Below are 23342 nucleotides of genomic sequence, written 5' to 3'. Positions count from 1 at the left end.
TTTCTTGCGCTGGGGGTGGGCTTTGGACGTTGCTCACAGAAACGTCACCCCGGAACAAGTCCGGGGCAACGATCAGGTGGTTCAGGCTATCGTGAACACGTAGTTCCCCCTCACGACGTCGGCTTCAACGTCGGGTACTTGATCCCAAGTTGGTCCAGATAGGTCGGGTACTTGGCCGGATCATAGTTGTATTTCTTCAACTCAGGCCGGATGCGTTCCATCAGATCCCTGTTCAGATGGATCGCGGGCTGATCTTCCGGCGTCAGCACCGGATCGTATCTCTGGTCCTTGGTCTGCACCGTCTTGAAGTATGTCTTGGCGTCGGACACCAGCTTGGGCGTGGTCATCACGTCGAGCACGGTCAGCGCCACAGCCTTTGCGCCTGCCACCGCGCCCTTGTGCGCAACCGGAGTCGCCATCGCGATGGCCGATGTCACGTTGTGGCCGATCATGCTGGGAATGTTCGACGGGAACCGGATGGTGATTGTCGGCACGGTCCACATGATATCACCGATATCGTCAGACCCGCCGCCCATCGATTTCTCGCGCGTCTCGGGCGATGACAGCGGATCGACTTCGGTTTTCAGCGGGGCGATCTTGAACTTCAGCGATTCCTGCACCGCCTTGGTAAAGGCCTGATCGTCGGCAGACCACTTGGGCATCCCCACCAGCTTGATGTTTTCATAAGCCGCCTCGGCCAGTGGCTTGTTGCCATAGTTTGGCGCGGCATAGCCCAGCACGCGGCGCGAAACGGTGGTGCCGGTGGCCTTTGCTGCAGCTTCCGAAATCTCGTTGCCGGTTTCATAGAGCTTGCGGATGGAATCAAAGGTCTGTTCGCGGAAGTAATACCACACCGTCGCTTCACCCGGCACGATATTGGGCTGGCCGCCACCGTTGGTGATCACATAGTGCGAACGCTGCGTCAGTGGCAGATGCTCGCGCCGCATGTTCCACGCCACGTTCATCAGTTCCACCCCGTCCAGCGCGCTGCGCCCGGACCACGGCGCACCCGCTGCGTGGGACGTGATCCCCTTGAAGTTGTATTCGACCGAAACCATCCCGTTGTTGCCGGAATCGCCATAGCTGGTGCCAAAGCTGGACGCGACGTGGGTGAAGATCGAAACGTCCACGTCCTTGAACAGGCCTGCGCGCACATAATACGCCTTGGTTGCCAGCAATTCTTCGGCCACGCCCGGCCACAGCATCAGCTTGCCCTTGATGCCGTGCTTGGTCATCACTTCCTTGGTGGCAAGGGCTGCGGCCACGATCAGCGGCATCCCCGAATTGTGCCCTTCGCCATGCCCTGGCGCGCCAGGGATCAGCGGCTTGATCTGCGGGACGCCGGGCACTTGCGAAAGGCCCAGCAGCCCGTCCACGTCAGACCCCAGCGCCACCACCGGCCCATCGCCGTTGCTCCACGTCGCGGTCCATGCCGATGGGATGCCCGCCACGCCCTTGGTGATGGTAAAGCCGTTCTTGGCCAGAATGCCGGTCAGGTATTCCGCGGTCTGGAATTCCTGAAAGCCCGGCTCCTGAAAGCTGAACACCGAATCCACCATTTCCTGCACCAGCTTGGCATTGCCGTCGATCAGGGCCGATGCTTCGGTCTTCAGCGCGGCAGGGGCCTTTGCCTCGACGCTCAACGGGGTGCTGGCCAGCAACAGGGCCAGAGTGGAAAGAGCCGCCTTCTTCATCATCACATCTCGCTTCCAGGGGGAACTTACAACGTCGTTTGCCTTACATCTTGATGCGCAGGCCCATGCGGAACACCCGGCCCAGCACATCGTAAAGCGCACGGTTGGTCTGCGGATAGGCGGGGGTATTGTTTCCGGTCGGGCCGTTGGCCACCAGCACCGGATCCTTGTTGGTGAGGTTGCGGATCGAAAGGAACGCCTGCGTGTTCACGCCCGCCACTTCGAACGTGTAGCTGGCGTTCATGTCGAAGTAGAACGCGCCGGGGATGGAATTGAGGTTCACCGTGCGCCGGTCTGCAGTGGAAAGCGGGCAGTCGGTCGAACAGACGATGTAGTTGTTGTTGTAAACCCCGCCCGAAACGCCGCGCGCCACGCCCTGAATGCTGAACCCGCTATCGAATTCATAAGCTGCGGTCAGGCGATAGGTCCACTTGGGAAGCGAGCCGGTGTTCTGCCCTGCCGCGTCCGTTTGCAGCGTCACCCCATTGTTGGTCACCAGTTCGATGGCATGGCTGGCAAGCGCGCGCAGGGTAAAGTTGCCCGCGCCGATCTGGCGGCGATAGCTGGCTTCCAGATCAAGCCCGCTGGTTTCGAGGCTGACGAAGTTGGTTGGCTTGATCTCGATGCTGGTCACCGCCAGCCCCGGCGTGGTCACCCCGCGCCCGCCGGTGGTGGAGATGAACGAACACGAACTGGCGATCTGCTGGAGATAGCACTGATCGGTCAGCGTCTGCGCGGTCAGCGAGTCGATCGAACCCGAAAGGTCGATCTTGTAGTAATCGACCGACATCGCAAAACCGGGGATGAACTGCGGCGTCAGCACAAAGCCCGCGCCGTAAGTCTTGGCGACTTCGGGCTTCAGATCGGGATTGCCCACGGTGGATTCGTTGAACTGGTTGGCCGCCACGGTGCCATTGGGCTGCGGCACGTTGACCGTGTTGGTGCGGCCCGTTCCCGGCGCGAACAGTTCCGAAAGGTTGGGCGCGCGGATATCGCGCGAAACCGTGCTGCGGAACTTCACATCATCGCTGATCTGCCAGGTCAGGCCCAGCTTCCACGTGGCGACGGTGCCCGATGTGGAATAATCGGTCACGCGCGCCGCGCCGTTCAGGTCCATGCCATCCATCAGCGGCACAATGGTTTCGATGAACCCTTCCTTCACGTTATAGGAACCGACGGTGGGCAGGTAGTTGCCATAGATCCAAGTGCCCGTCGTCACGCCATTGGCCACACGCGGGCGGAACAGATCGTCCACCGATCCGGTCACCGATTCCTTGCGATATTCACCGCCGAACGCCAGCGAAACCGGGCCTGCCCACAGATCGAACAGGTTGTTGGTGGAAAAGCTCAGCGCGGCAACTTCCTGTTTCAGCTCCTGTTTGCGCAGCGGTTGCAGGCCATTGTACAGCACATAATCGATGGCGGCTTGCGAAGCGCCATTGGTGCCGATGCGGTTGAGCGGAACGCAGGCGCGGTCATCGTTGGCGGTGTTGGTATCCACGTTGATGCGGCACACGATGGTGCCTGCGGCATATCCGCCCACGTTCCCCGCCTGCGCCACCACGGCATCGGTCGCCGCCGCCATGCGGGCGATGTTCCATGCGTTGGTCAGCAGTTCGTTGGTCTTGGTCTTGCCAAGCTGGTAATAGCCGTCCCACTTCCATTCGGCGCCCATCGCACCGAATTCGCCATTGGCACCCGCGACATAGCGATAGACTTCGCGCGTGTTGTCGCTGCCCTGCGGCGGCAGGAAGATGTTGCTGGTGCCGATCTGGATCGACGTGAGATTGTTCGTCACCATCGCTGCGCGCACCGAATCCGGCAGAAAGGCGTTGTCGCGCTGGATCGTCACGCCGGTGGTCGGGGTCTGCTGGTAAAAGCTCTGCCCGTTGTACTTGCTATAGGCGAACTGTCCGAAGAGATTGAACGCGGGCGAGAATTCATAGCTGAGCCGCCCGAAGGCCGACGTGCGCTTTTCCGAAGGCAGCAACGTGGCACTGCCGCGATGCCCTGCTGTGGTGATGTCCAGATCGCCACCGACCATCCACTGTCCACTGGTGGTGCCGAACACGAGCTGGTTGACGGTCGCCTTGCCCGTGGCCGGATTGATCGATCCGAAATAGGTGCCGCGCAAAGGGCCGGTGCTGATCAAGCCGCCCGGCGTGAACTGGCCGGTGCCGATGCCTGACGCTATTAGAAATTCATTGACGCAGGGCGTTGATGCCAGCGTATCACGGCAGCCTGCTGCGTTGTAGGCAGGGTTGTTGGCAAGGAAAAATCCGCTGTCGTTCCAGTCGCGGTCGATGGACTGGATGCCCGTTTGTGTGAAGTGTTCGCCCGATACGATGATGTGGCCGCGCCCTTCGGCAAATTCCTGGCCAGCGGTAACCGAAATCTTGTGGTTCGGGCCATCGCCATATGTGGTGACGCCATATTCGTATTCGGCAGCGAGGCCTTTGAATTCCTTGTTGAGGATAAAGTTCACCACGCCCGACACAGCGTCCGAACCATAGGCGGACGATGCACCGCCGGTCACCACTTCCACCCGCTGGATCAGCGCTTGCGGGAACGTATTCACGTCAACCGAACCGGTCGTGGTCGAAGCGACGGAGCGTTGCCCATCGAATAGCACCAGCGTGCGCGCCGCCCCCAGTGCGCGCAAGTTCACGCTGTTCACGCCTGCCGCCCCGTTCGAAAGCGAACCGTTTGTGCTGGCGGCGGTGGTCGATCCGCGCACAGCGGGCAGCGTGTTGACGAAATCGGAAATGTTGGCCGGTGCTTCGGATTTCAATTCCTTGGTGCTGACCACGCTGACCGGGGTTGGCGCATCATAGCCATCGCGCACGATGCGCGATCCGGTAACGGTGATCTGGTCGCCTGGTGCGTCTTCCAGCAGCGGCTCGTCAACCGGCTGCGGCGCCATCTCGGTAGATTGCGCGGCGGCCATCGATGGCAGGGCAATGCAAGCCAGTGATGCGCTGCACAGCAGCATTCTTGAAAAGGCCAAGTTGCGAAACGTCTGTTTGCCTGAAGAATGCTGCATATCTGCCCCCATTTTTAAATAAAAACCTGCTCCTTTCATTTGCCATTATTTATTCATGCGATTTTTATCGCAAAAGGCTTTGTGCATCCCCGATGCCAAGGGCTATTCAAGAAATACCGGATTAGCAAAACCCTTTTTGCAAAAGGGTGGATTTGGGCGTTGACAGGGTGGGTGCCCTGCTGGCCTCATGGATTCTTGAGGTATGGAGATATCTTGTATCGCGATATTGGAAATTTGAATGAATGAGCGGTTTCCCGCTGCCTGAATTTTCATCCCGAAACCGAAATCAGGATTTTTCGATGAATTCTCCAACGATCGACCTTGATGAGGTGGATTTTCGAATCCTCGAATTCCTGTCGGCCGATGGCCGCAGCACCGATGTGGCACTGGGCGAAGAGCTTGGCCTGTCGAGCACGGCGGTGGCCCGCAGGCGGCGAATCATGGAGGAAGCGGGGATCATCACCGGCTATCGCGCGCAGCTTTCGCTGGAGGCGCTGGGCTTTTCAGGCGTGGTCGTGGTGATGATCGAACTGCGCAGCCAGGCCGAACAGATCCTCAACGAATTTGAACAGGAAGTGATCAAATGCCCGTCGATGTCCTATTGCGGGTTCATTTCGGGTGACACGGATTTCATCCTGATCGTCCACGTCAGTTCGCTGGATGAATACGACACGATCTACCGCAAGGAACTGTCGAACCTTCCCCACGTCGCCAAGATTCGCAGCAGCTTCATCCTGCGCGAAGTGGCCCAACGCTCGACCATTCCAATCATTTTCGAACGGGGCCGCACCGGCAAGCCCCGCCGTCCGCGCTGATTCCAAACGGAGCAACTGCACCATGACCCTTCCCCGCCTTCGCAATCGCGCGCTCGCGTCCGCCACGTCCATCGCCCTGATCGCGCTCTGCGCACCGTCGGTCATGGCCCAATCCGCGTCCGCAACGGCCAGCGCGCCCACCCGCATGGACGGCTTCGTGCCGCTCACATGGGACGCCGCAAAGGGACGCGTGCTGATCGAAGTGCCCGCTTTCGATACCGACATTCTCTATTACGTATCGGCGGCCAGCGGCGGCGGCTCGGTCGAACTGCCGCTTGATCGCGGTATTCTGGAAAGCGCGGTTATCCGTTTTCAGCGCGTCGGCCAGCGCGTGCTGGTTGTAAAGGTCAACACCGGATACCGTGCCACCACCGGCACGGCGCAGACCGCCGGCGGGGTTGTCGATTCCTTTCCCACATCGGTCCTTGCCAGCCTGCCCATAGAATCTGCCAGCGGCGGTAAGGTGTTGGTCGATGGCACCGCGCTGTTCATGCGCGATGCGGCGGGCATCGAAGCCATGCTCAAGCGTGCCAATCAGGGCACCTACAAATTCGATCCCGCCCGCAGTGCCTTCCACCTGCCTGCGACCAAGGCCTTTCCCGAAAATTCGGAAGTGGAAACCATCGCCACATTCGCGGGCGATGCCCCCGGCGCGCTGGTGCGCAATGTCACGCCCGATGCCCGCAGCGTAACCCTGCGCATCCATCACAGCTTCCTGAAAGCGCCCACCGGCTATGTCCCGCGCCTTGGCGATCCGCGTATCGGGGTGAGCGAAATGCGCTTCCGCGATTATGCCAAGGAAGTCAGCGAACCCACTGAAACCGCGTGGATCACGCGCTGGCGGCTTGAAAAGAAAGACCCCGCCGCCGCAATGAGCGAACCGGTAAAGCCGATCACTTTCTATTTCGATCCCGCCATCCCCGCGCCCATCCGCACCGCGATGAAGCAGGGTACGCTGTGGTGGAACAAGGCCTTCGAACAGGCCGGTTTCATCAACGCGGTGCGCGCGGAAGATGCGCCTGCCGATATGGACCCGATGGACATCCGCTATGCCTATGTCCTGTGGATCAACCGGGATGAGCGCGGTTTTTCCAGCGGCGGCACTTATCGCGATCCGCGCACTGGCGAAATCATCGGATCGAAAACGCGAATGGATACGCACCGCATTCGCACCATCGCGAACTATTGGGACGCCTATAGCGCCGCCCTTCCCGCCGATGGCAGCGGCGTGACCGTGGCCGATCCGGCGCTGGTCACACCCGGCGCTTTTGCCACGATGCCTGCGGGCCAGCGCGATATGGTGCTACTGCGTCAGGCTCTGCTGACCGCGCACGAACTGGGCCACGCCATCGGCTTTCAGCACAACTTCGCCTCCAGCCTCGATGATCGGCAGTCGGTGATGGAATATCCCACTCCGCGCGTGAAAGTGGTGGGCGGCAAGATCGATCTGTCTGAATCCTTCCAGAAGCAGATCGGTGCCTACGACGCGATGATGGTCCGCTATGCCTATTCCACGTTCTCACCGGCAGCGGAAAAGGCGGGGCTGGAAAAGGTCGTGGCCGATATGCGCGCGGCAGGCTTGCACTATGTGCCCGAAACCGATCCGCGCTGGACGTGGTACGATGATCGCGCCACGCCGACCGAATACTTGCGTGAGACATATGCCGCGCGCGACATCCTGCTGAACACTTATGGCCAGAACGCGCTCACGGCGGGGGAGCCGGTGGGGGCCTTGCGCGATGCGCGGTTGTGGATGGTCTATCTCCACCACCGCTATGCGCTTGAAAGCGGATCGAAATATATCGGCGGCCTCTATCAGAACTTCGTGGTGAAGGGCGATACCGTGCCACCGACCGAGTTCGTCCCCGCCGCCTTGCAGCGCGAAGTGCTCGGGCTGATGCTCGACGCGGTGCAGTCATCGGCGCTCGCCATGCCGGAAAGCCTGCTGGCGCAACTCGTCGCCTCACCCGGATCGAACAAGGAGGATCTTTCGGGCGATGCCGCTTTCGATCAGGTGCAGGCCGCGCGCATCGCCGCGTCGCTCGTGCTTGAACCGCTGACCGATGCGGCGCGCGCTAACCGCATGATATCGCTTGCTGCAAGGCAGCGCGATACGCTGACTTTCCCTGAAATGATCGACGCTGTCGTCGCGCGCACCTTCGGCGCTCCGCGCGAAGGTTCAGCGAGCGGACTTGCGCTGCAGGGCGCGGTGGAATCGATCACGCTCGATGCGCTGATGATGCTGGGCGCCAATCCCGATGCTGCGCCGGAAGTGCGCAGCTATGTGCTGGAAACCTTGCGCACGCTTTCGGGCACACTGGCTAAGCGCCGCAGTGCAGACAAGCTGGCCGCCGCTTGGAGCAGCCGCGCCGCTGCCGATATCGCCACCTACCTTGATGATCCGGCGGCTCACGCTCCGAAAAAGCTGTCACCCGAATGGGGTGAAGGGCCGCGTTCGCGCTTCCCGATGCCCCCAGGACCGCCGCTGGGATAAGGGCATTCCTGAAGTGCACCTAGATGCACCTAGGCGCACCTAAGCTGGCCTTAACCGGCGACAGACAGGTGCGCGGCGCGCCGGAAAAGCTCCAGCACAACGGGGTCCGTCTCGTTGGACCGGATCGCCACTTCGAACCGAAGTTGCGATTTCGGGCGGGTGTGAAATTCGGCCAGTTGCCCGGTTTCGATCAGCCGCCGCGCCATCACTTTTGGAAAGACCGCCGCCCCCGCGCCACTTGCAACGATGCCGAGCATCGCCTCGACATTGTTGCAGGTGTTGATCGCCCGCACCGGCAGGCCTGCCGCTTTCAGGCTTTCGCAGGTCACGCGGTGGATCGGGGAATGTTCCCCCACCGACCAGATCGGGATGTCACTGTGCAGGCGATTTTCCTTGGCAATTGAAGGACTTGCCAGCCACGTGAGGTCCACCGCCCCAATGGGTGCGGTGCGCAGGCCGGGGCTGGCGACCGGCCCTGCCAGAAATGCAATGTCGCGCGTGCCTGCCAGCACGTTTTGCAGCATTCGCGCGGTAAGGTCCAAATCGATGTGCAGCGTCACGCCCGGCAGGTCTTTGCCGATGGCGCTGGCAAATTGCGGGAGGCAGGTGGCCGCCGCGATTTCTCCCGCTGCAATCCGCACGATCCCCGCCGCGCCCGCGTGGTTTCCCGCTTCGAGCAGCGCGCTTTCCAGCCCCGCCAACAGCGGTTCGCAATCCTGCACAAGCTGCCGCCCCCGCGCGGTGAGGACGACGCCGCGCCCTTCGCGCCGGAAGATGGCGACGCCAAGCTGGCCTTCGATTTCGCGCACGCGGGCGGAAATGGCGGGCTGCGTGGTGTGCAGCCGCTCGGCCGCAGCGCGAAACGTGCCGAGGCGGGCGATCCACAGCAGCGTTTCGAGATGGTAGATCGCCAGCTTGTGCATCAGCAACTCTTATCAATCAGAGATAAAATTAATCATTGGATCGAAAGGCAATCAAGCCCTAATCTTCGTCCAAACATGGAGGATTCATGGCAGGCAAAATCTATCCCGATGCCCGCGCAGCGCTTGACGGGTTGCTGCACGATGGAATGCTGATCGCCAGCGGCGGCTTTGGCCTTTGCGGCATTCCCGAAAGGCTGATCGATGCCATTGTGGAAAGCGGCGTCAAGGGGCTGACCGTGGCCAGCAATAACGCCGGGATCGACAATCAGGGCCTGGGCAAGCTGCTGCGCACGCGCCAGATCGCCAAGATGATTTCGTCCTATGTTGGCGAAAACAAGGAGTTCGAACGCCAGTATCTTGCAGGGGAACTTGAGGTCGAGTTTTCGCCGCAGGGCACGCTGGCCGAACGGATGCGCGCTGGCGGCGCAGGCATTCCGGGCTTCTACACCAAGACCGGCGTTGGCACACTGGTAGCCGAAGGCAAGGAAATCAAGGAGTTCGGCGGGCAAGAGTTCGTTCTTGAACAGGGCATCTTTGCCGATCTGGCCATCGTGAAGGCGTGGAAGGCCGATACCACCGGCAACGTGGTGTTCCGCAAGACAGCGCGCAATTTCAACGTGCCCGCCGCCACTTGCGGCAAGGTCTGCGTGGTAGAGGTTGAGGAACTCGTCGAACCCGGCGCGCTCAATCCCGATGCGATCCACCTGCCCGGCGTCTATGTGCAGCGCATTGTCGTGGGCGCGCCCTATGACAAGCAGATCGAATTCCGCACCACCCGCAAGAGGGAGACCGTCTGATGACCACGCATGATGGCCTGACCAAGGGCTGGAGCCGCGACGAAATGGCCGCCCGCGCCGCAAAGGAACTGCAGGACGGGTTCTATGTGAACCTTGGCATCGGCATACCGACGCTGGTGGCCAACCACGTGCCTGCGGGGATGACCGTGACGCTGCAATCCGAAAACGGAATGCTGGGCATCGGTCCGTTCCCCTATGAAGGCGATGAAGACGCCGACCTGATCAACGCGGGCAAGCAGACGATCAGCGAACTGGCGCATTCGGCCTATTTCGATAGCGCGCAGTCATTCGCCATGATCCGTGGCGGCAAGATCGACCTGACCGTGCTGGGCGCGATGGAAGTGGCCGAAAACGGCGACATCGCCAACTGGATGATCCCCGGCAAGATGATCAAGGGCATGGGCGGGGCGATGGACCTTGTCGCTGGCGTCAAGAAGATCATCGTGGTGATGGAACACTGCGCCAAGGACGGTAGCCCCAAGTTCATCCCCGCCTGCACCCTGCCGCTGACGGGCCGTGGCGTAGTGGACATGATCGTGACCGACCTTGCCGTGTTCCAGCGCCCGGACCACGATTCCCCGTTCCGTCTGGTTGAATGTGCGCCGGGAGTTACGCCGGAAGAAGTGCGCGAAAAGACGACTGCGCATTACGTCTAAACGTAGGAGTTGACCCCGGCCTTGACCGGGGTCGGTCCTGCTCAGCCTATCATCATCAGGCTGGCGTTGCCACCTGCTGCGGTGGTGTTGATCGAAGTCGAAACTTCCTCAACCAGCCATTCGCAGACGTAGGCGCAGGGTGTGGAAGGGTTGGCGGCGTGGACGGAAAGCACCGCGCCGGGCATCGCGGCAACGTCTGCCAGCGTGCTTTCGATGAATGCTGCATCGCCTTCCACCAAAACGGCGGCGACGGGTTCGGCGGGGCGCGGCGCAAACGCGGCGGCAACAGGTGCGGGCAAGCCTTCAGGCAACGCCATCCCCTGCACCACGCCGCGATTGCCGGTGGCGAGGACGGCGGCCATCTGTTCGAACAGACCCGCCTGCGTAGAGGGGCGCAACAGGATCGTGCCGCGCGCGTGCAGGGCATAGAGATTGCGTTCGCCCACTGGCCCCGGCAGTTCCAGTTCAACTCCCAGCGGTGAGGCATCGGCATAGCGGCGCGCCTTCGCCGCCGTATCGCGCTCTCCTTGCGTATCAAGCCATTCGGCAAATTCGTGGATGGGCGTTGGCACATGCGCGGCGCGGGCGGCGAAGACCGGTGGCCGTTCCACCAGCCGTCCCAGATAGAGCGGCCCACCCGCTTTTGGCCCTGTGCCCGAAAGGCCGCAACCGCCGAACGGCTGCACGCCAACGATCGCGCCAATCACGTTGCGGTTGATATAGATGTTCCCAACCCTGATCCGCGAGGTGACGTGCGAAACCGTCTCGTCCAACCGCGTGTGCAGGCCGAAGGTAAGGCCATAGCCGGTCGCGTTGATATCATCGATCAACTGGCCGAGCCGTTCACGGCGGAAGCGCCGAATGTGGAGCACCGGGCCGAAAACTTCGCGGCCCACATCGGCCATGCGATTGATTTCGATGATCGTGGGCGCAACGAACGTGCCGTGGACGGCCTCGTCCGGCAGCGGTTGCTGGTCCACGCGCAGGCCCTTGGCGCGCATGGCAGCGATGTGGCTTTCGATGTTGTCGCGCGCCTCAGCCGTGATGACCGGCCCGATATCGACGTTCAGCGCATCGGTGCGCCCGATGGACAGTTCGCGCAGCGCGCCTTTCAGCATGGCCAGCGTACGGTCGGCCACTTCCTCTTGCAGGCACAGCACGCGCAAGGCCGAACAGCGCTGGCCCGCGCTGTCGAAGGCCGAGGCGATCACATCGGCCACGACCTGTTCGGCCAGCGCCGAGGAATCGACGATCATCGCGTTCTGTCCGCCGGTTTCCGCGATCAGCGGGATGGGGCGGCCTCTTGGTGACAGGCGCTTGGCAAGCTGGCGCTGAATCAGCCGTGCGACTTCGGTGGAGCCGGTGAACATCACGGCAGCAGTTTGCGGCGCATCCACCAGCGCCGCGCCGATGCGGCCATCGCCGGTCAACAGTTGCAACGCATCTTCGGGCACGCCCGCTTCGTGCAGCAGGCGCACGGCTTCGGCGGCGATCAGCGGGGTTTCCTCTGCCGGTTTGGCCAGCACCGGATTGCCGGCGACGAGCGCTGCGGCGACTTGCCCGGTGAAGATCGCCAGCGGGAAGTTCCACGGGCTGATGCAGACGACCGGGCCGAGCGGCACTTGCGCCGCGCCAAAGGTCTGCCGGGCCTGGGTGGCGTAATAGCGCAGGAAATCGATGGCTTCGCGCACTTCGGCAATGGCATTGGGCAAGGATTTGCCCGCCTCGCGCATGATCAGGCCAAGCAGGATTGGCATCCGCGCCTGCATGGCGCTGGCGGCACGTTCGAGGATGGCGGCGCGGCTTGCCACGGGTTCGTCACGCCAGCGGGAAGCGCCCGCGCGCTCTACTGCCGCAGTCGCAAAGGCCGGATCGACTTCTACGACATGGCCCACCACATCGCGGTGGTCGGCAGGGTTCAGCACGGGGCGCGCCGTGCCTTGTGTTTCTGGCGGACCGGCGTGCCATGTCATTGCCGCGCTTTCCTGCAAGGCTTCGGTCAGCATGGCCAGCATGGCTTCGCTTGCAAGATCAAGGCCTGTTGAATTGCGCCGGTCCGGGTAAAGCGCCGATGGCAGGGCAATGCCATCGTGCCGCGCGCCGGGCTGCGGCATGGCTTTCACCACCTCTGCCGGATCAGCCACCAGATCGTCCACCGGCACGGCAGGATCGCCGATTCGGTTGACGAAGCTGCTGTTCGCGCCGTTTTCCAGCAGGCGGCGCACGAGATAGGCGAGCAGCGTTTCGTGCGTGCCCACCGGCGCATAGATGCGGCAGGGGCGGTTCAGCTTGTCCGCACCCACGACCTGCCGGTAGAGCGGTTCACCCATGCCGTGCAGGCACTGAAATTCGTACTGGCCGGTGCTGAAATCAGCCCCTGCCAGATGATAGATCGTGGCCACTGTCTGCGCATTGTGCGTGGCGAACTGCGGGAACACCGCATCGGGCGCGGCCAGCAATTTGCGGGCGCAGGCGATATAGGCAACGTCGGTATGGACTTTGCGCGTATAGACCGGAAAGTCGGCCAGCCCGTCCACTTGCGCTCGCTTGATCTCGGCGTCCCAATAGGCCCCCTTGACCAGACGCACCATCATGCGCCGCCCTGCACGGCGGGAAAGATCGATGATCCAGTCGATCACCGCCGGGCACCGCTTGCCATAGGCCTGAATGACGAAGCCGAGGCCGTTCCACCCGGCCAGCGTGGGATCGAGCGCGAGACTTTCGAGAAGGTCGAGCGAGAGTTCGAGGCGGTCGGCCTCTTCCGCATCGATGTTCAGCCCGATGTCATAGCCCATGCACAGCGTGGCCAGCGCTTTCACGCGGGGCAGCAGTTCGGCCGTGACTCGTTCGGCCTGCGCGCGGGAATAGCGCGGGTGAAGCGCGGACAGCTTGATCGAGATGCCCGGCCCTTCATTAATGCCGCGCCCGGCAGAGGCGGCACCAATGGCGTGGATCGCGTTCTCGTAATCCTTGTAATACCGCGCGGCATCCTGCGCGGTGGTGGCCGCTTCGCCCAGCATGTCGTAGCTGTAGCGAAAGCCTTTGGATTCCAGTTCCTTGGCGCGCTCCAGCGCTTCGGCAATCGTCTCGCCGGTGACGAACTGTTCGCCCATCATGCGCATGGCAAGGTCAACCCCGCGCCGGATCACCGGTTCGCCCGCGCGCGCCACCAGCCGTGTCAGCGCGGCGCCAAGGCCGCGATCATCCACGCTGCCTACCAGCTTTCCGGTGATCGCCAGCCCCCAAGAAGCGGCGTTGACGAACAACGAGCGCCCGCCGCCCAGATGTGCGGTCCAATCGCCATCGGCAATCTTGTCACGGATCAGCGCATCGCGGGTGGCGGTATCGGGGATGCGCAGCAGGGCTTCGGCAAGGCACATCAGTGCGACGCCCTCTTCGCTCGACAGCGAGTATTCCTGCACCAGCCCTTCCACGCCGCTGCCCCGGCTTTCGCCGCGGAGCGCGGTGACGAGGCGGCTTGCCGTGCTTCGAATGGCGCTGCGCGCATCGGCGGGCAGGCTGGCTTGTTCGATCAGTGGCGCGAGCGCTTGCGCTTCATCCGTGCGGCACGCGGCGGTGATGGCCTGCCGCAGCGGCGTGGCGGGGCGGATGGGGGGCGCAAAGTGGGCGAAGGGGGCGGGTGCGGCGGTCATGCCATTGACATAGCACGGATCGCCGGGTCAATCTGACCAAACGCGCTGCCTGAATGGTTCGAATGAACTTTTGATCTGGCAATTTGGAGGCGGAATTGCCCACAGAACACCGTAATGCAGTCCATCTTGACGATTATGACCGCAAGATCATCGCCGCGTTGCAGATCGATGGCCGGATGGCAATGACGGCGCTGGCCGAAAAGGTCGGGCTTTCCAAAACGCCGTGTCAGGTGCGGCTGAAGCGTCTGCTGGATGCAGGGGTGATCACCGGGTTCGCCGCGCTGGTCGATTTTGCCAAGCTGGGCATCGATCACGTGGCCTTCACCGAAGTGAAGCTGTCCGACACGCGCGACCGCGCGCTGGCCGAATTCAACGCAGGCGTGCGGCAGATCCCCGAAATCGAGGAGTGCCACATGATCGCCAGCAGCTTCGACTATCTACTGAAGGTGCGAACGTCCGATATCCGCCGCTACCGCACGGTGCTGGGGGAGAAAATCTCCGCCCTGCCCCACGTGGCCAGCACGTCGACTTTCGTGGCGATGGAGACGGTGAAGGAGTAGCCCGCCCCGTCAGAACGCCGCAATGCCCGTGATCGCGCGGCCCAGGATCAGCGCATGGACATCGTGCGTGCCTTCATAGGTGTTCACCGTTTCAAGGTTCACCATGTGGCGGATCACCTGATATTCGCCCGAAATGCCATTGCCACCGTGCATGTCGCGCGCCATCCGGGCGATATCCAGCGCCTTGCCCACGTTGTTGCGCTTTACGATGGAGATCATTTCGGGCGCGAATTTCCCGGCGTCCATCAATCGGCCCACTTGCAGCGATGCGTGCAGACCCAGCGTGATTTCGGTCAGCATGTCGGCCAACTTCTTCTGGTAAAGCTGCGTTCCGGCCAGCGGGCGGCCGAACTGGTGCCGGTCCAGCCCATATTGCCGCGCCGCGTGATAGCAGAACTCCGCCGCGCCCAGCGCCCCCCACGAAATGCCATAGCGCGCGCGATTAAGGCAACCGAACGGCGCTTTCAGCCCTTGCACGTTGGGCAGCAGCGCGTCTTCGGGCACGAACACATCGTCCATCACCACCATGCCGGTGATCGAGGCGCGCAGCGAAATCTTGTTTTCGATCTTCGGCGCGGACAGGCCCTTCATGCCCTTTTCCAGCACGAAGCCGCGAATGCCGCCGCCGTGCGCGTCGCTCTTGGCCCAGACGACGAACACGTCGGCAATCGGGGCGTTGGAAATCCACGTTTTCGCGCCGTTGATCACATAGCCGCCATCGACCTTGCGCGCGTGAGTGCGCATTCCGCCGGGGTCTGATCCGGCGTCCGGTTCGGTAAGGCCGAAGCAGCCGATCCACTCGCCGGTCGCCAGCTTTGGCAGGTATTTGCGGCGCTGCTCCTCGCTCCCGTATTCGAAGATCGGGAACATCACGAGGCTGGACTGCACGCTCATCATCGAACGATAGCCCGAATCCACCCGCTCAACCTCGCGCGCGATGAGGCCGTAGGAGACATAGCCCGCGCCGGTGCAGCCGTAGTCTTCGGGCAGCGTCACGCCCAGCAGCCCTTGCGCCCCCATTTCGCGGAAGATTTCGGGGTCGGTATGTTCGTTGGCGAAAGCATCGATCACGCGCGGGGCAAGCCGGTCCTGCGCAAAGGCGCGCGCGGCATCGCGGATCATGCGTTCGTCATCGGTCAGCAGCCCATCCAACCCCAGCGCGTCTTCCCAGTCGAACGGAACCATGCCTGCCATTTCGGTAATCTCCTTTGTAACCTCTTTGGCATCCTGCAACCGGCACTTCAACCACAGCGAAAAGGCATTTGTCAGCAGCGCGTCATGCGCATAGTGCAGATGCAAATGAACAAGACCGTCCGGGGTGATCCAATGCCGACAATGCTGAAAGTGAACGGAACCTCAAGGCAGGTTGACGTTCCCGGCGAAAAACCGCTGTTGTGGGTCTTGCGCGAAGATCTGGGCTATCTGGGGCCGAAGTTTGGCTGTGGCGCGGGGCTGTGCGGGGCCTGCACGGTGCACCTTGATGGGCAGGCAATCCGGTCCTGCATCACCCCGATCAACGCCGTGGGCGAAGGCGCGATCACCACGATCGAAGGCGTTGCAGCCAGCGCGGTTGGCAAGCGCGTGAGCGATGCGTGGGTGGATATCGACGTGCCGCAGTGCGGATACTGCCAGGCAGGCCAGATCATGAGCGCGGTGGCGCTGCTGGAAAGCAATCCCGCGCCCAGCGATTCCGATATCGATGCGGCAATGGCAGGCAACCTGTGCCGCTGCGGCACCTACCACCGCATCCGCGATGCGATAAAGCAGGCCGCAGGAGGCGCAAATGCTCGCTGATCGTCGTCTTGCGCTGAAGGCCATGCTCGCCGCGGGTGGCACGCTTGCCTTCGATATCCAGATTGCGGGCGCGCAAGGGGCAAAGCCCGGCGGCGCGGCATCGGCCCGGATCAACGCCTATGTGGCCATCGCCGCCGACAATACGGTGACGATCACGTCAAAGAACCCGGAAATCGGCCAGGGCGTAAAGGCCATGCTGCCGATGCTCATTGCCGAAGAACTCGACGTCGCGTGGGGTTCTGTGAAAGTGGAACAAGCGGTGGCCGACCAGTCCCGCTTTGGCGAACAGTTTGCGGGCGGGTCCATGTCCACCCCGATGAACTGGATGCCGATGCGGCAGGCGGGCGCAACTGCGCGCGCTATGATTGTTGCGGCAGCGGCAAAGCAATGGGGCGTGCCCGCTGCCGATATCACCACCAGCGCGGGCGAAGTGATCCACGCCGCCAGCAAACGCCGCGCGCCCTATGCCGCGCTGGCGGCTGCTGCGGCAAAGGAAGCAGTGCCCGATGTGGCGTCGCTCAAGCTGAAAGACCCTGCCAGCTTTACGATCATCGGCAAGCCGGTGCCGGGGCCGGACACGCCAGCCATCGTCGCGGGCAAGCCGCTGTTTGGTGTCGATACGGTCCTGCCTGGCATGGTTCACGCCGCGCTGCTGACCGCGCCGGTGCGCGGTGCCACGCTGAAAAGCCACGATGCGGCCAAGGCGCTGGCTCTGCCCGGCGTGCGCAAGGTCGTGCCGCTGCGCCAGCTTGGGCACGATGACGCGCCGGTCGATGCTCTGGCGGTGATGGCCGACAGCTGGTGGACCGCCAGCGAAGCGCGCAAGCTGCTGGATGCGCAATGGGACAACGGCGGGCGCGAAAAGCATTCCGACGCCACGTTTGCCGCTGCCGCCAAGGCCGCGTTTGCGGGCGCACCCGCAGCGTCCGTGCGCAAGGAAGGCGATGCTGCCGCCGCGCTGGCCAAGGCGGCAAAAGTCGTTAGCGCGGAATATTCCTACCCCTTCCTCGCCCACGCCACGCTGGAGCCGCAGAACTGCACCGCGCAGGTCAAGGACGGCAAGGCAGAGCTTTGGGCGCCCAGCCAGATGCCCGACGAAGGCAAGGGCATGGTGGCCAAGGCACTTGGCGTTGCGCCCGATGCCGTCACGGTCAACCTGACCCGCATCGGCGGCGGTTTCGGGCGGCGTCTGCAAAGCGATTTCATGGTGCTGGTCGCCATGATCGCGCGCGAGGTTCCGGGCGTTCCGGTCAAACTGATCCTTGAGCGTGAAGAGGATTTCCGGCTCGATTTCTTCCGCCCGGCAGGCTTCCACAAGTTCGATGCGGCGCTGGATGCGCAAGGCAAGCTGACCGCGTTCCGCACCCACCTCGTCACCTTCGGCGCAAAGGGTCAGCCGGGGCGCGGGGGCGAACTGCCCAATGATCTGGTCCCGGCCAATCTGGTGCCCAACGCCGATCTTGGCATGACCGTGCTCGATAGCAACGTGCCGCTAGGCTGGCTGCGCGCGCCGGGATCGAACGCGCTGGCCTATGCCACGCAGGCCTTCCTTGACGAAGTGGCCGCCGCTGCGGGCAAGACGCTGCCTGCCTTCATGCTGGACGTGCTGGGCGAGGCCCGTGCCGTGGTTCCGCCAAAGATTCCCGGCGTGCCGGATATCTTTCAGCCGCCGCCGTTCGATACCGGCCGCGCCGCAGGCGTCATCCGCGAGGTAATGAAAAACGCCGCGTGGCAGGAAAAGCCCGCAAAGGGGCGCGGCTTCGGCTTCTATTTCAGCCACTTGGGATACTTCGCCGTGGTGGCCGATGTGGCCGAAGCCGATGGCGCGCTGCGGGTCACGAAGATGTGGGTCGCGGGCGATATCGGCAGCACCGTGATCAACCCGATGAACGCCGAACAGCAAATCCGGGGTTCGATGATCGAAGGCATCGGCCATGTCATCGGCGGGCTGAAAGTGCCGGTCGAAGGCGGACAGGTGCAAGTGGCGAACTTCGATGCCTATCCGCTGCCGCGCATTGATGTGGTGCCGCCTATCGAAATCGCGATGGTCCGCACCGACAATCCGCCCACTGGCCTTGGCGAACCCGCCCTGCCCCCGGTGGTGGCGGCGGTGGCCAATGCGATCAGCAGCCTGACCGGAAAGCGTGTTCGCTCTCTGCCCTATCAGGCGTGAAAGCCTTGCCGGGGCGATAATTTCACCCCGGCATCGCACCTTAAACCAGCAACCCGCCCAGTCGTCCGCGAATGATGCTTTCCGCATCGCCCATGATGCGGTCGATCAATTGCTGGCAGGTGGGCACATCGTGGATCAGGCCCTGCACCATACCGGCCCAGAACACGCCTTTGGACAGGTCACCCGTTTCCAGCAGGGCCTTGCCCGCGCGGCCATTGACGAGTTCCTGAACGTCTTCGAACTTCGCATCGGGTTTTGACAGGCGGCGCACCACTTCTTCGGACACGTCGCTGCGGCCCACGCGCGCGGTGTTCTTGAAATTGCGGAAGATCAGGAAGCTGCCGCGTTCGTCATTGTCGATATAGGCCTGTTTCACATTATCGTGGATCGGCGCTTCCTGCGTGGCGCAAAAGCGGGTGCCCATGTTGATGCCTTCCGCGCCGAGCGATAGCGCCGCCACTAGTCCGCGCCCATCGCCAAAGCCGCCGCTGGCCAGCAGCGGGATTTTCACCTTGTCCGCCGCCGCCGGGATCAGGATCAGGCCGGGAATGTCGTCCTCCCCGGGGTGCCCGGCACATTCGAAGCCATCGATGGAAATGACGTCACACCCGGCGCGTTCGGCAGACAGCGCGTGGCGCACAGCGGTGCATTTGTGCAGGATCGTCACGCCGTGCGGTTTGAGCATTTCCCAGATTTCGCGCACAGCCTGCGTGCCCGCCGTTTCAACGATTTTCACCCCGCCATCGATGATCGCCTGGGCATAGGCCCTGTAATCGGGGGAATTGACCGTCGGGAATATCGTCATGTTCACGCCAAAGGGCTTGGCCGTCATGGCTTTCGTGCGCTCGATCTCGTCGCGCAGCGCATCAGGCGTGGGCTGGGTCAGCGCGGTGATGATGCCAAGCCCGCCTGCGTTTGATACCGCACTGGCAAGTTCGGCATAGCCCACGTTCATCATCCCGCCCTGCACGATAGGATGTTCGATGCCGAGCATTTCGGTGATGCGCGTCTTGATGGCCATGTTCCTCCCCTCAGGTCGTTCCTGTTGTTGCCGCACAGTTGCAGCATGGCCCTCCTCTCGCAACCTCACAGACCTGACAGACGGCCTCAGGAATGCGGCTTTTGCAGCGTCTGACAGAAAATTCAGGCAACGCTGTCAATTTCTGTGACCGTTAACTTGACCAGCGCTGCCAATTGGCTAGGTTCCCGCAATCACTGGTGGGAATCTCTTAACTGCGCAGAGTCGCATGGGGGAATGTCATCCGGTGGAGCGAGAGGAATATACATCCGATGATCGAAGCCACGGACGCGCACGTGAACCGGCGCGGAGCCATTGCGCGCATCGCGCTGCTGCTGGGTGCCTCCGCGCTGCCAGCCAACGTTTTTGCGCAGGCGCTCGAAGGTGCAAAGCCCTATCTTCCGGCAGGTCAGATGGCACTGCTTTCGGCTGTGGCCGATACCATTCTGCCCAAGACCGATACGCCGGGCGCGCTGGCTGCAAAGGTGCCGCAGCGTCTTGACGTGATGCTGGGCGGATGGGCCGCGCCCGCCACGCGCGAGGCAATTCTTGGCGGGCTGAAGCGCATTGACGATGCAGCCCGCACTGCCAAGGGAAAGGGCTTTGCCGCGCTTTCAGTCAAGGATCGCGAAGCTGTATTGCGCACCCACGATGCCGCCGCTCTGGCCAAGACCGGGCAGACCGTCGCTTCGGGCAAGTTCCCCTTCACCAAGACGGTGGCGGTGGTCGATCCGGGATATCTGCGGCTCAAGGATCTGATCGTCGATCTCTATTACTACAGCCCCGAAGCGACCGCGACCGAGCTGGTCTACGAACACGTGCCCGGCAAGTATGAGCCATCGCTCAAACTCACGCCGAAATCGCGCCCGTTCCTCGGCGTTGGCCCCTTCTGAAGCGAGTAAGACCCATGTTTGATGCAATCGTGATCGGTTCGGGGATGAGCGGCGGTATTTCCGCCAAGGAACTTGCCGAGCGGGGCCTGAAAGTGCTGCTGCTGGAACGTGGCCGCAAGGTTGAACACGTTACCGACTACAACGACACCCAATCCCCGTGGGAGCTGCCCAACAACAACGCCGTTCCCGAAGAGGAACTGGCGCGCGACTACCCCGTGCAGAGGCAGTGCTATGCGATGAACGCCGCAACCAAGCAGTTCTGGGTGAAGGACAGCGATCACCCCTATATCACGCCGGACGAACGCCCCTTCACGTGGATTCGCGGCTATCACCTTGGCGGACGTTCGATCATGTGGGGTCGCCAGTCCTATCGCCTGTCGCCAATGGATTTCGAAGCGAATGCCAAGGACGGTCACGGCGTTGACTGGCCGATCCGCTATGACGATCTGGCCCCGTGGTACAGCCACATCGAAAAGTTCATTGGCGTTTCGGGCAGCAAGGAAAATCTGCCGCAGCTTCCCGATGGGGAATTCCTGCCGCCGTGGGAAATGAACGACGCCGAAAAGCTGTTCAAGGCTTCGGTCGAACAGAACTTCCCCGGTCGCAAGGTGATCATCGGGCGCAACGCGAACCTTTCCGTCGCGCAGCCCCATCACGAAGAACTGGGGCGCACGAGCTGTCAGAACCGTTCGATCTGTGAACGCGGTTGCAGCTTTGGCGCAAACCACACCAGCCTTTCGTCGTCCCTTCCGGCGGCAGAGCGTACTGGCAACCTGACCATCGTGACCGATGCCATCGTGCACAGTCTTGTGCAGGATCCAAAGACCGGGCGCATCACCTCGGTCCGGGTGATCGATGCCAAGACGAAGGAAGGCAAGACCTACGAAGCCAAGGTCTTCTTCCTCAATGCCTCCACCATCGGCACCGCGCAGATCCTGCTCAATTCGCGCAGCGAAGCGAACCCGCGCGGATTGTGCAACAAGTCCGATCAGGTCGGGCGCAATATCATGGACCACATGTATGCGCTCAGCACCGTGGGCGTAATGCCCGAATACCCGAAGGACAGCTACTATCGCGGCCGGCGTCCCACCGGCATCTACATTCCGCGCTATCGCAATGTCACCGAAGACGGCGGCGATTACGTGCGCGGCTATGGCTATCAGGGCGCGGTCATCCGTCAGGGTGGAAAGCCCAGCGCAGACGTTCCCGGCATCGGTCAAGACATCAAGCAGCGCGGGCGCGAATTCGGTCCGTGGGTGGCGTTCATTTCGGGCTTCGGTGAAATGCTGCCGAACCCCGAAAACCGCGTGGTTCAGGATGAAACGCGCAAGGACAAGTGGGGCATCCCGCTGCTCAACATCAGCGTCGGCTTCAGCGAGAACGAACGCAAGATGGCCAAGCAGATCCTTGCCGACGGCAAGGCGATGATCGAGGCCGCAGGCGGCACGGTCGTCTCACAATCGACGCAGCCGGGGCCTCCGGGACTTGGCATTCACGAAATGGGCACCGCGCGCATGGGCCGCGATCCGATGACTTCGGTGTTCAATGGCTACAATCAGGCCCACGAAGCGCCGAACCTGTTCTGCACCGATGGCGCGGTGATGGCCTCGTCGGGCTGCCAGAACCCCTCGCTCACGTACATGGCGATGTCGGCCCGCGCCGCGCACCATGCGGCGGAATGGTTGAAGGCAGGCAAGCTGTGATGCTGCGCAAACTTTTGGCGACGGCGATTGCGCCGGTCGTTCTACTCGGTTCCGGGGCGGCGTTTGCTGCTGCTCCGGTAACTGATTGCGGCAATCGGGATACGCCGTTTTCGGCGGCGTCCCCGCTGGTTGACGTGCTGCTGAGCCATCAGGCGAAAGCCGTGGTCGAAAAGGTCATTCCCGGCAAGATCGGTGCCATGCCGCCGCTGTTTTCGGGCACCACACCGCCGACGTTCGCCGCAATTCTCGATGTGAAATCGGCGGCTATGTTTCTCGGAACGGACGCAGCAAAAATCGCTGAAATCGATGCCGGATTGCGCACGGTGGCCGTCACCGATGCTGATCGCGTAAAGCGCTGCGCCCGTTTTGACAACGAAGTGCCTGCCCTGTCGCGCGTTAAGGGCAAGCTGAACGTGCTGGTCTTCGAAAAGATCAACGGTTTCAAGGACACACCTTCGGTCGATGCCGCGCACGCCGCGCTGATCGATATGGCCAAGCGCAAGGGCTGGGCACTGGCCTTCACCGACAAGGGCGGGGCGTTCAATCCCAAGACGCTGGGCGAGTTCGATGCGGTGTTGTGGAACAACATTTCGGGCGATGTGCTGACCGTTTCGCAACGCGCCGCATTCAAGGGCTGGCTCGAAGCAGGCGGTGCCTATGTCGGCATTCACGGTTCGGCGGGCGATCCGGTCTATTTCTGGGATTGGTATCCCGATACCCTGCTCGGCGCCCGCTTTGTCGGCCACCCGCGCGGCAAGCAGTTTCAGGAAGCGCGCATCGCGGTGGAATCGGCGCACCCTCTGGCCAAGGGGCTGCCCGCAGAATGGCGCATGACCGACGAATGGTACTCGTTCCGCTCCAGCCCGCGCCTTGCAGGGGCTACGCCGGTGCTGATGCTGGATGAAAGCACCTATGAACCCAACGATCCGCAGATGCCGGGTCTGGTCATGGGCGCGGATCATCCGCTGGCATGGACCAACTGCATCGGCAAGGGCCGCATGTTCTATTCCGCCATCGGCCACCGGCCTGAAACCTATAGCGATGCAAACCATCTGCATCTGCTGGAAAACGCGATTACCTGGGCGGCGACCGATAAGGCTGCCTGCCCGGCGATGGCCCGATAAAG

Annotated in this window: 16 protein-coding genes; 10 read left to right on the top strand and 6 right to left on the bottom strand. The window is 62.4% G+C overall.

The window, feature by feature from the left end; all coding sequences use genetic code 11:
* Nucleotides 1-110: 110 nt before the first annotated feature.
* Together HGI47_RS06985 and HGI47_RS06980 are read right to left on the bottom strand one after the other, a co-directional pair.
* The gene (locus HGI47_RS06985) at nucleotides 111-1694 is read right to left on the bottom strand and encodes an amidohydrolase (RefSeq protein ID WP_168852077.1); all 1584 of its coding nucleotides are present in this window, start codon (nucleotides 1692-1694) and stop codon (nucleotides 111-113) included.
* 43 nt (nucleotides 1695-1737) lie between these two features.
* Nucleotides 1738-4641, bottom strand: coding sequence for a TonB-dependent siderophore receptor (locus tag HGI47_RS06980; protein WP_240950037.1), 2904 nt, complete (start codon nucleotides 4639-4641; stop codon nucleotides 1738-1740).
* A 395-nt stretch (nucleotides 4642-5036) separates the two neighbouring features.
* Here HGI47_RS06980 and HGI47_RS06975 point away from each other — a divergent pair, with 395 nt between their 5' ends.
* On the top strand, nucleotides 5037-5552 hold the full coding sequence (locus HGI47_RS06975) for an Lrp/AsnC family transcriptional regulator (RefSeq protein WP_168852076.1): 516 nt from the start codon (nucleotides 5037-5039) through the stop codon (nucleotides 5550-5552).
* Between the two features lie 22 nt (nucleotides 5553-5574).
* Nucleotides 5575-8046, top strand: a complete 2472-nt coding sequence (locus HGI47_RS06970; RefSeq protein ID WP_168852075.1) for a zinc-dependent metalloprotease — start codon at nucleotides 5575-5577, stop codon at nucleotides 8044-8046.
* Between the two features lie 50 nt (nucleotides 8047-8096).
* Here HGI47_RS06970 and HGI47_RS06965 read toward each other — a convergent pair whose 3' ends face one another.
* On the bottom strand, nucleotides 8097-8969 hold the full coding sequence (locus tag HGI47_RS06965) for a LysR family transcriptional regulator (RefSeq protein ID WP_168852074.1): 873 nt from the start codon (nucleotides 8967-8969) through the stop codon (nucleotides 8097-8099).
* A gap of 86 nt (nucleotides 8970-9055) precedes the next feature.
* On the opposite strand from HGI47_RS06965, the gene HGI47_RS06960 reads away from it, so the two are divergent.
* Nucleotides 9056-9766: a CoA transferase subunit A gene (locus HGI47_RS06960; protein ID WP_168852073.1), complete on the top strand. Its 711-nt coding sequence runs from the start codon at nucleotides 9056-9058 to the stop codon at nucleotides 9764-9766.
* Nucleotides 9766-10422 carry a CoA transferase subunit B gene (locus HGI47_RS06955; protein ID WP_168852072.1) on the top strand — a complete coding sequence of 219 codons (657 nt, stop codon included), beginning with the start codon at nucleotides 9766-9768 and terminating at the stop codon, nucleotides 10420-10422. Before HGI47_RS06960 ends, HGI47_RS06955 begins: the two co-directional genes overlap by 1 nt.
* 41 nt (nucleotides 10423-10463) lie before the next feature.
* Here the strand turns inward: HGI47_RS06955 and putA are convergent, their stop codons facing one another.
* Entirely contained in the window at nucleotides 10464-14075 is a 3612-nt protein-coding gene (gene putA / locus HGI47_RS06950) for a trifunctional transcriptional regulator/proline dehydrogenase/L-glutamate gamma-semialdehyde dehydrogenase (protein ID WP_168852071.1), read from the bottom strand.
* A 95-nt stretch (nucleotides 14076-14170) separates the two neighbouring features.
* Between putA and HGI47_RS06945 the strand changes: the two genes are divergently transcribed.
* A complete protein-coding gene (locus HGI47_RS06945; RefSeq protein WP_255460680.1) occupies nucleotides 14171-14635 on the top strand; it encodes an Lrp/AsnC family transcriptional regulator in 465 nt (154 codons plus the stop codon).
* Nucleotides 14636-14644: 9 nt separating this feature from the next.
* Here the strand turns inward: HGI47_RS06945 and HGI47_RS06940 are convergent, their stop codons facing one another.
* Nucleotides 14645-15829 (bottom strand): acyl-CoA dehydrogenase, encoded by a 1185-nt coding sequence (locus HGI47_RS06940; RefSeq protein WP_168852070.1) that lies wholly within the window; start codon nucleotides 15827-15829, stop codon nucleotides 14645-14647.
* Nucleotides 15830-15961: 132 nt separating this feature from the next.
* On the opposite strand from HGI47_RS06940, the gene HGI47_RS06935 reads away from it, so the two are divergent.
* Nucleotides 15962-16429 (top strand): (2Fe-2S)-binding protein, encoded by a 468-nt coding sequence (locus HGI47_RS06935; RefSeq protein ID WP_168852171.1) that lies wholly within the window; start codon nucleotides 15962-15964, stop codon nucleotides 16427-16429.
* Complete coding sequence (locus HGI47_RS06930; RefSeq protein WP_168852069.1) at nucleotides 16419-18602, top strand: xanthine dehydrogenase family protein molybdopterin-binding subunit; 2184 nt, start codon at nucleotides 16419-16421, stop codon at nucleotides 18600-18602. Before HGI47_RS06935 ends, HGI47_RS06930 begins: the two co-directional genes overlap by 11 nt.
* A gap of 40 nt (nucleotides 18603-18642) precedes the next feature.
* Here the strand turns inward: HGI47_RS06930 and HGI47_RS06925 are convergent, their stop codons facing one another.
* Entirely contained in the window at nucleotides 18643-19623 is a 981-nt protein-coding gene (locus tag HGI47_RS06925; protein ID WP_168852068.1) for a nitronate monooxygenase family protein, read from the bottom strand.
* Between the two features lie 269 nt (nucleotides 19624-19892).
* On the opposite strand from HGI47_RS06925, the gene HGI47_RS06920 reads away from it, so the two are divergent.
* Genes HGI47_RS06920 through HGI47_RS06910 form a run of 3 tightly spaced genes read left to right on the top strand, consistent with a single transcriptional unit; the run spans nucleotide 19893 to nucleotide 23340 of the window.
* Nucleotides 19893-20513, top strand: a complete 621-nt coding sequence (locus tag HGI47_RS06920; protein ID WP_168852067.1) for a gluconate 2-dehydrogenase subunit 3 family protein — start codon at nucleotides 19893-19895, stop codon at nucleotides 20511-20513.
* Nucleotides 20514-20527: 14 nt separating this feature from the next.
* On the top strand, nucleotides 20528-22216 hold the full coding sequence (locus HGI47_RS06915; RefSeq protein WP_168852066.1) for a GMC oxidoreductase: 1689 nt from the start codon (nucleotides 20528-20530) through the stop codon (nucleotides 22214-22216).
* Nucleotides 22216-23340, top strand: coding sequence for a ThuA domain-containing protein (locus HGI47_RS06910; protein WP_168852065.1), 1125 nt, complete (start codon nucleotides 22216-22218; stop codon nucleotides 23338-23340). Before HGI47_RS06915 ends, HGI47_RS06910 begins: the two co-directional genes overlap by 1 nt.
* The last annotated feature ends 2 nt before the right edge of the window (nucleotides 23341-23342 follow it).

It is taken from the genome of Novosphingobium sp. ERN07 (assembly GCF_012641335.1).
In the GTDB taxonomy this organism is placed as follows: Bacteria; Pseudomonadota; Alphaproteobacteria; order Sphingomonadales; family Sphingomonadaceae; genus Novosphingobium.
This window is presented reverse-complemented; position numbering and strand designations above follow the sequence as displayed.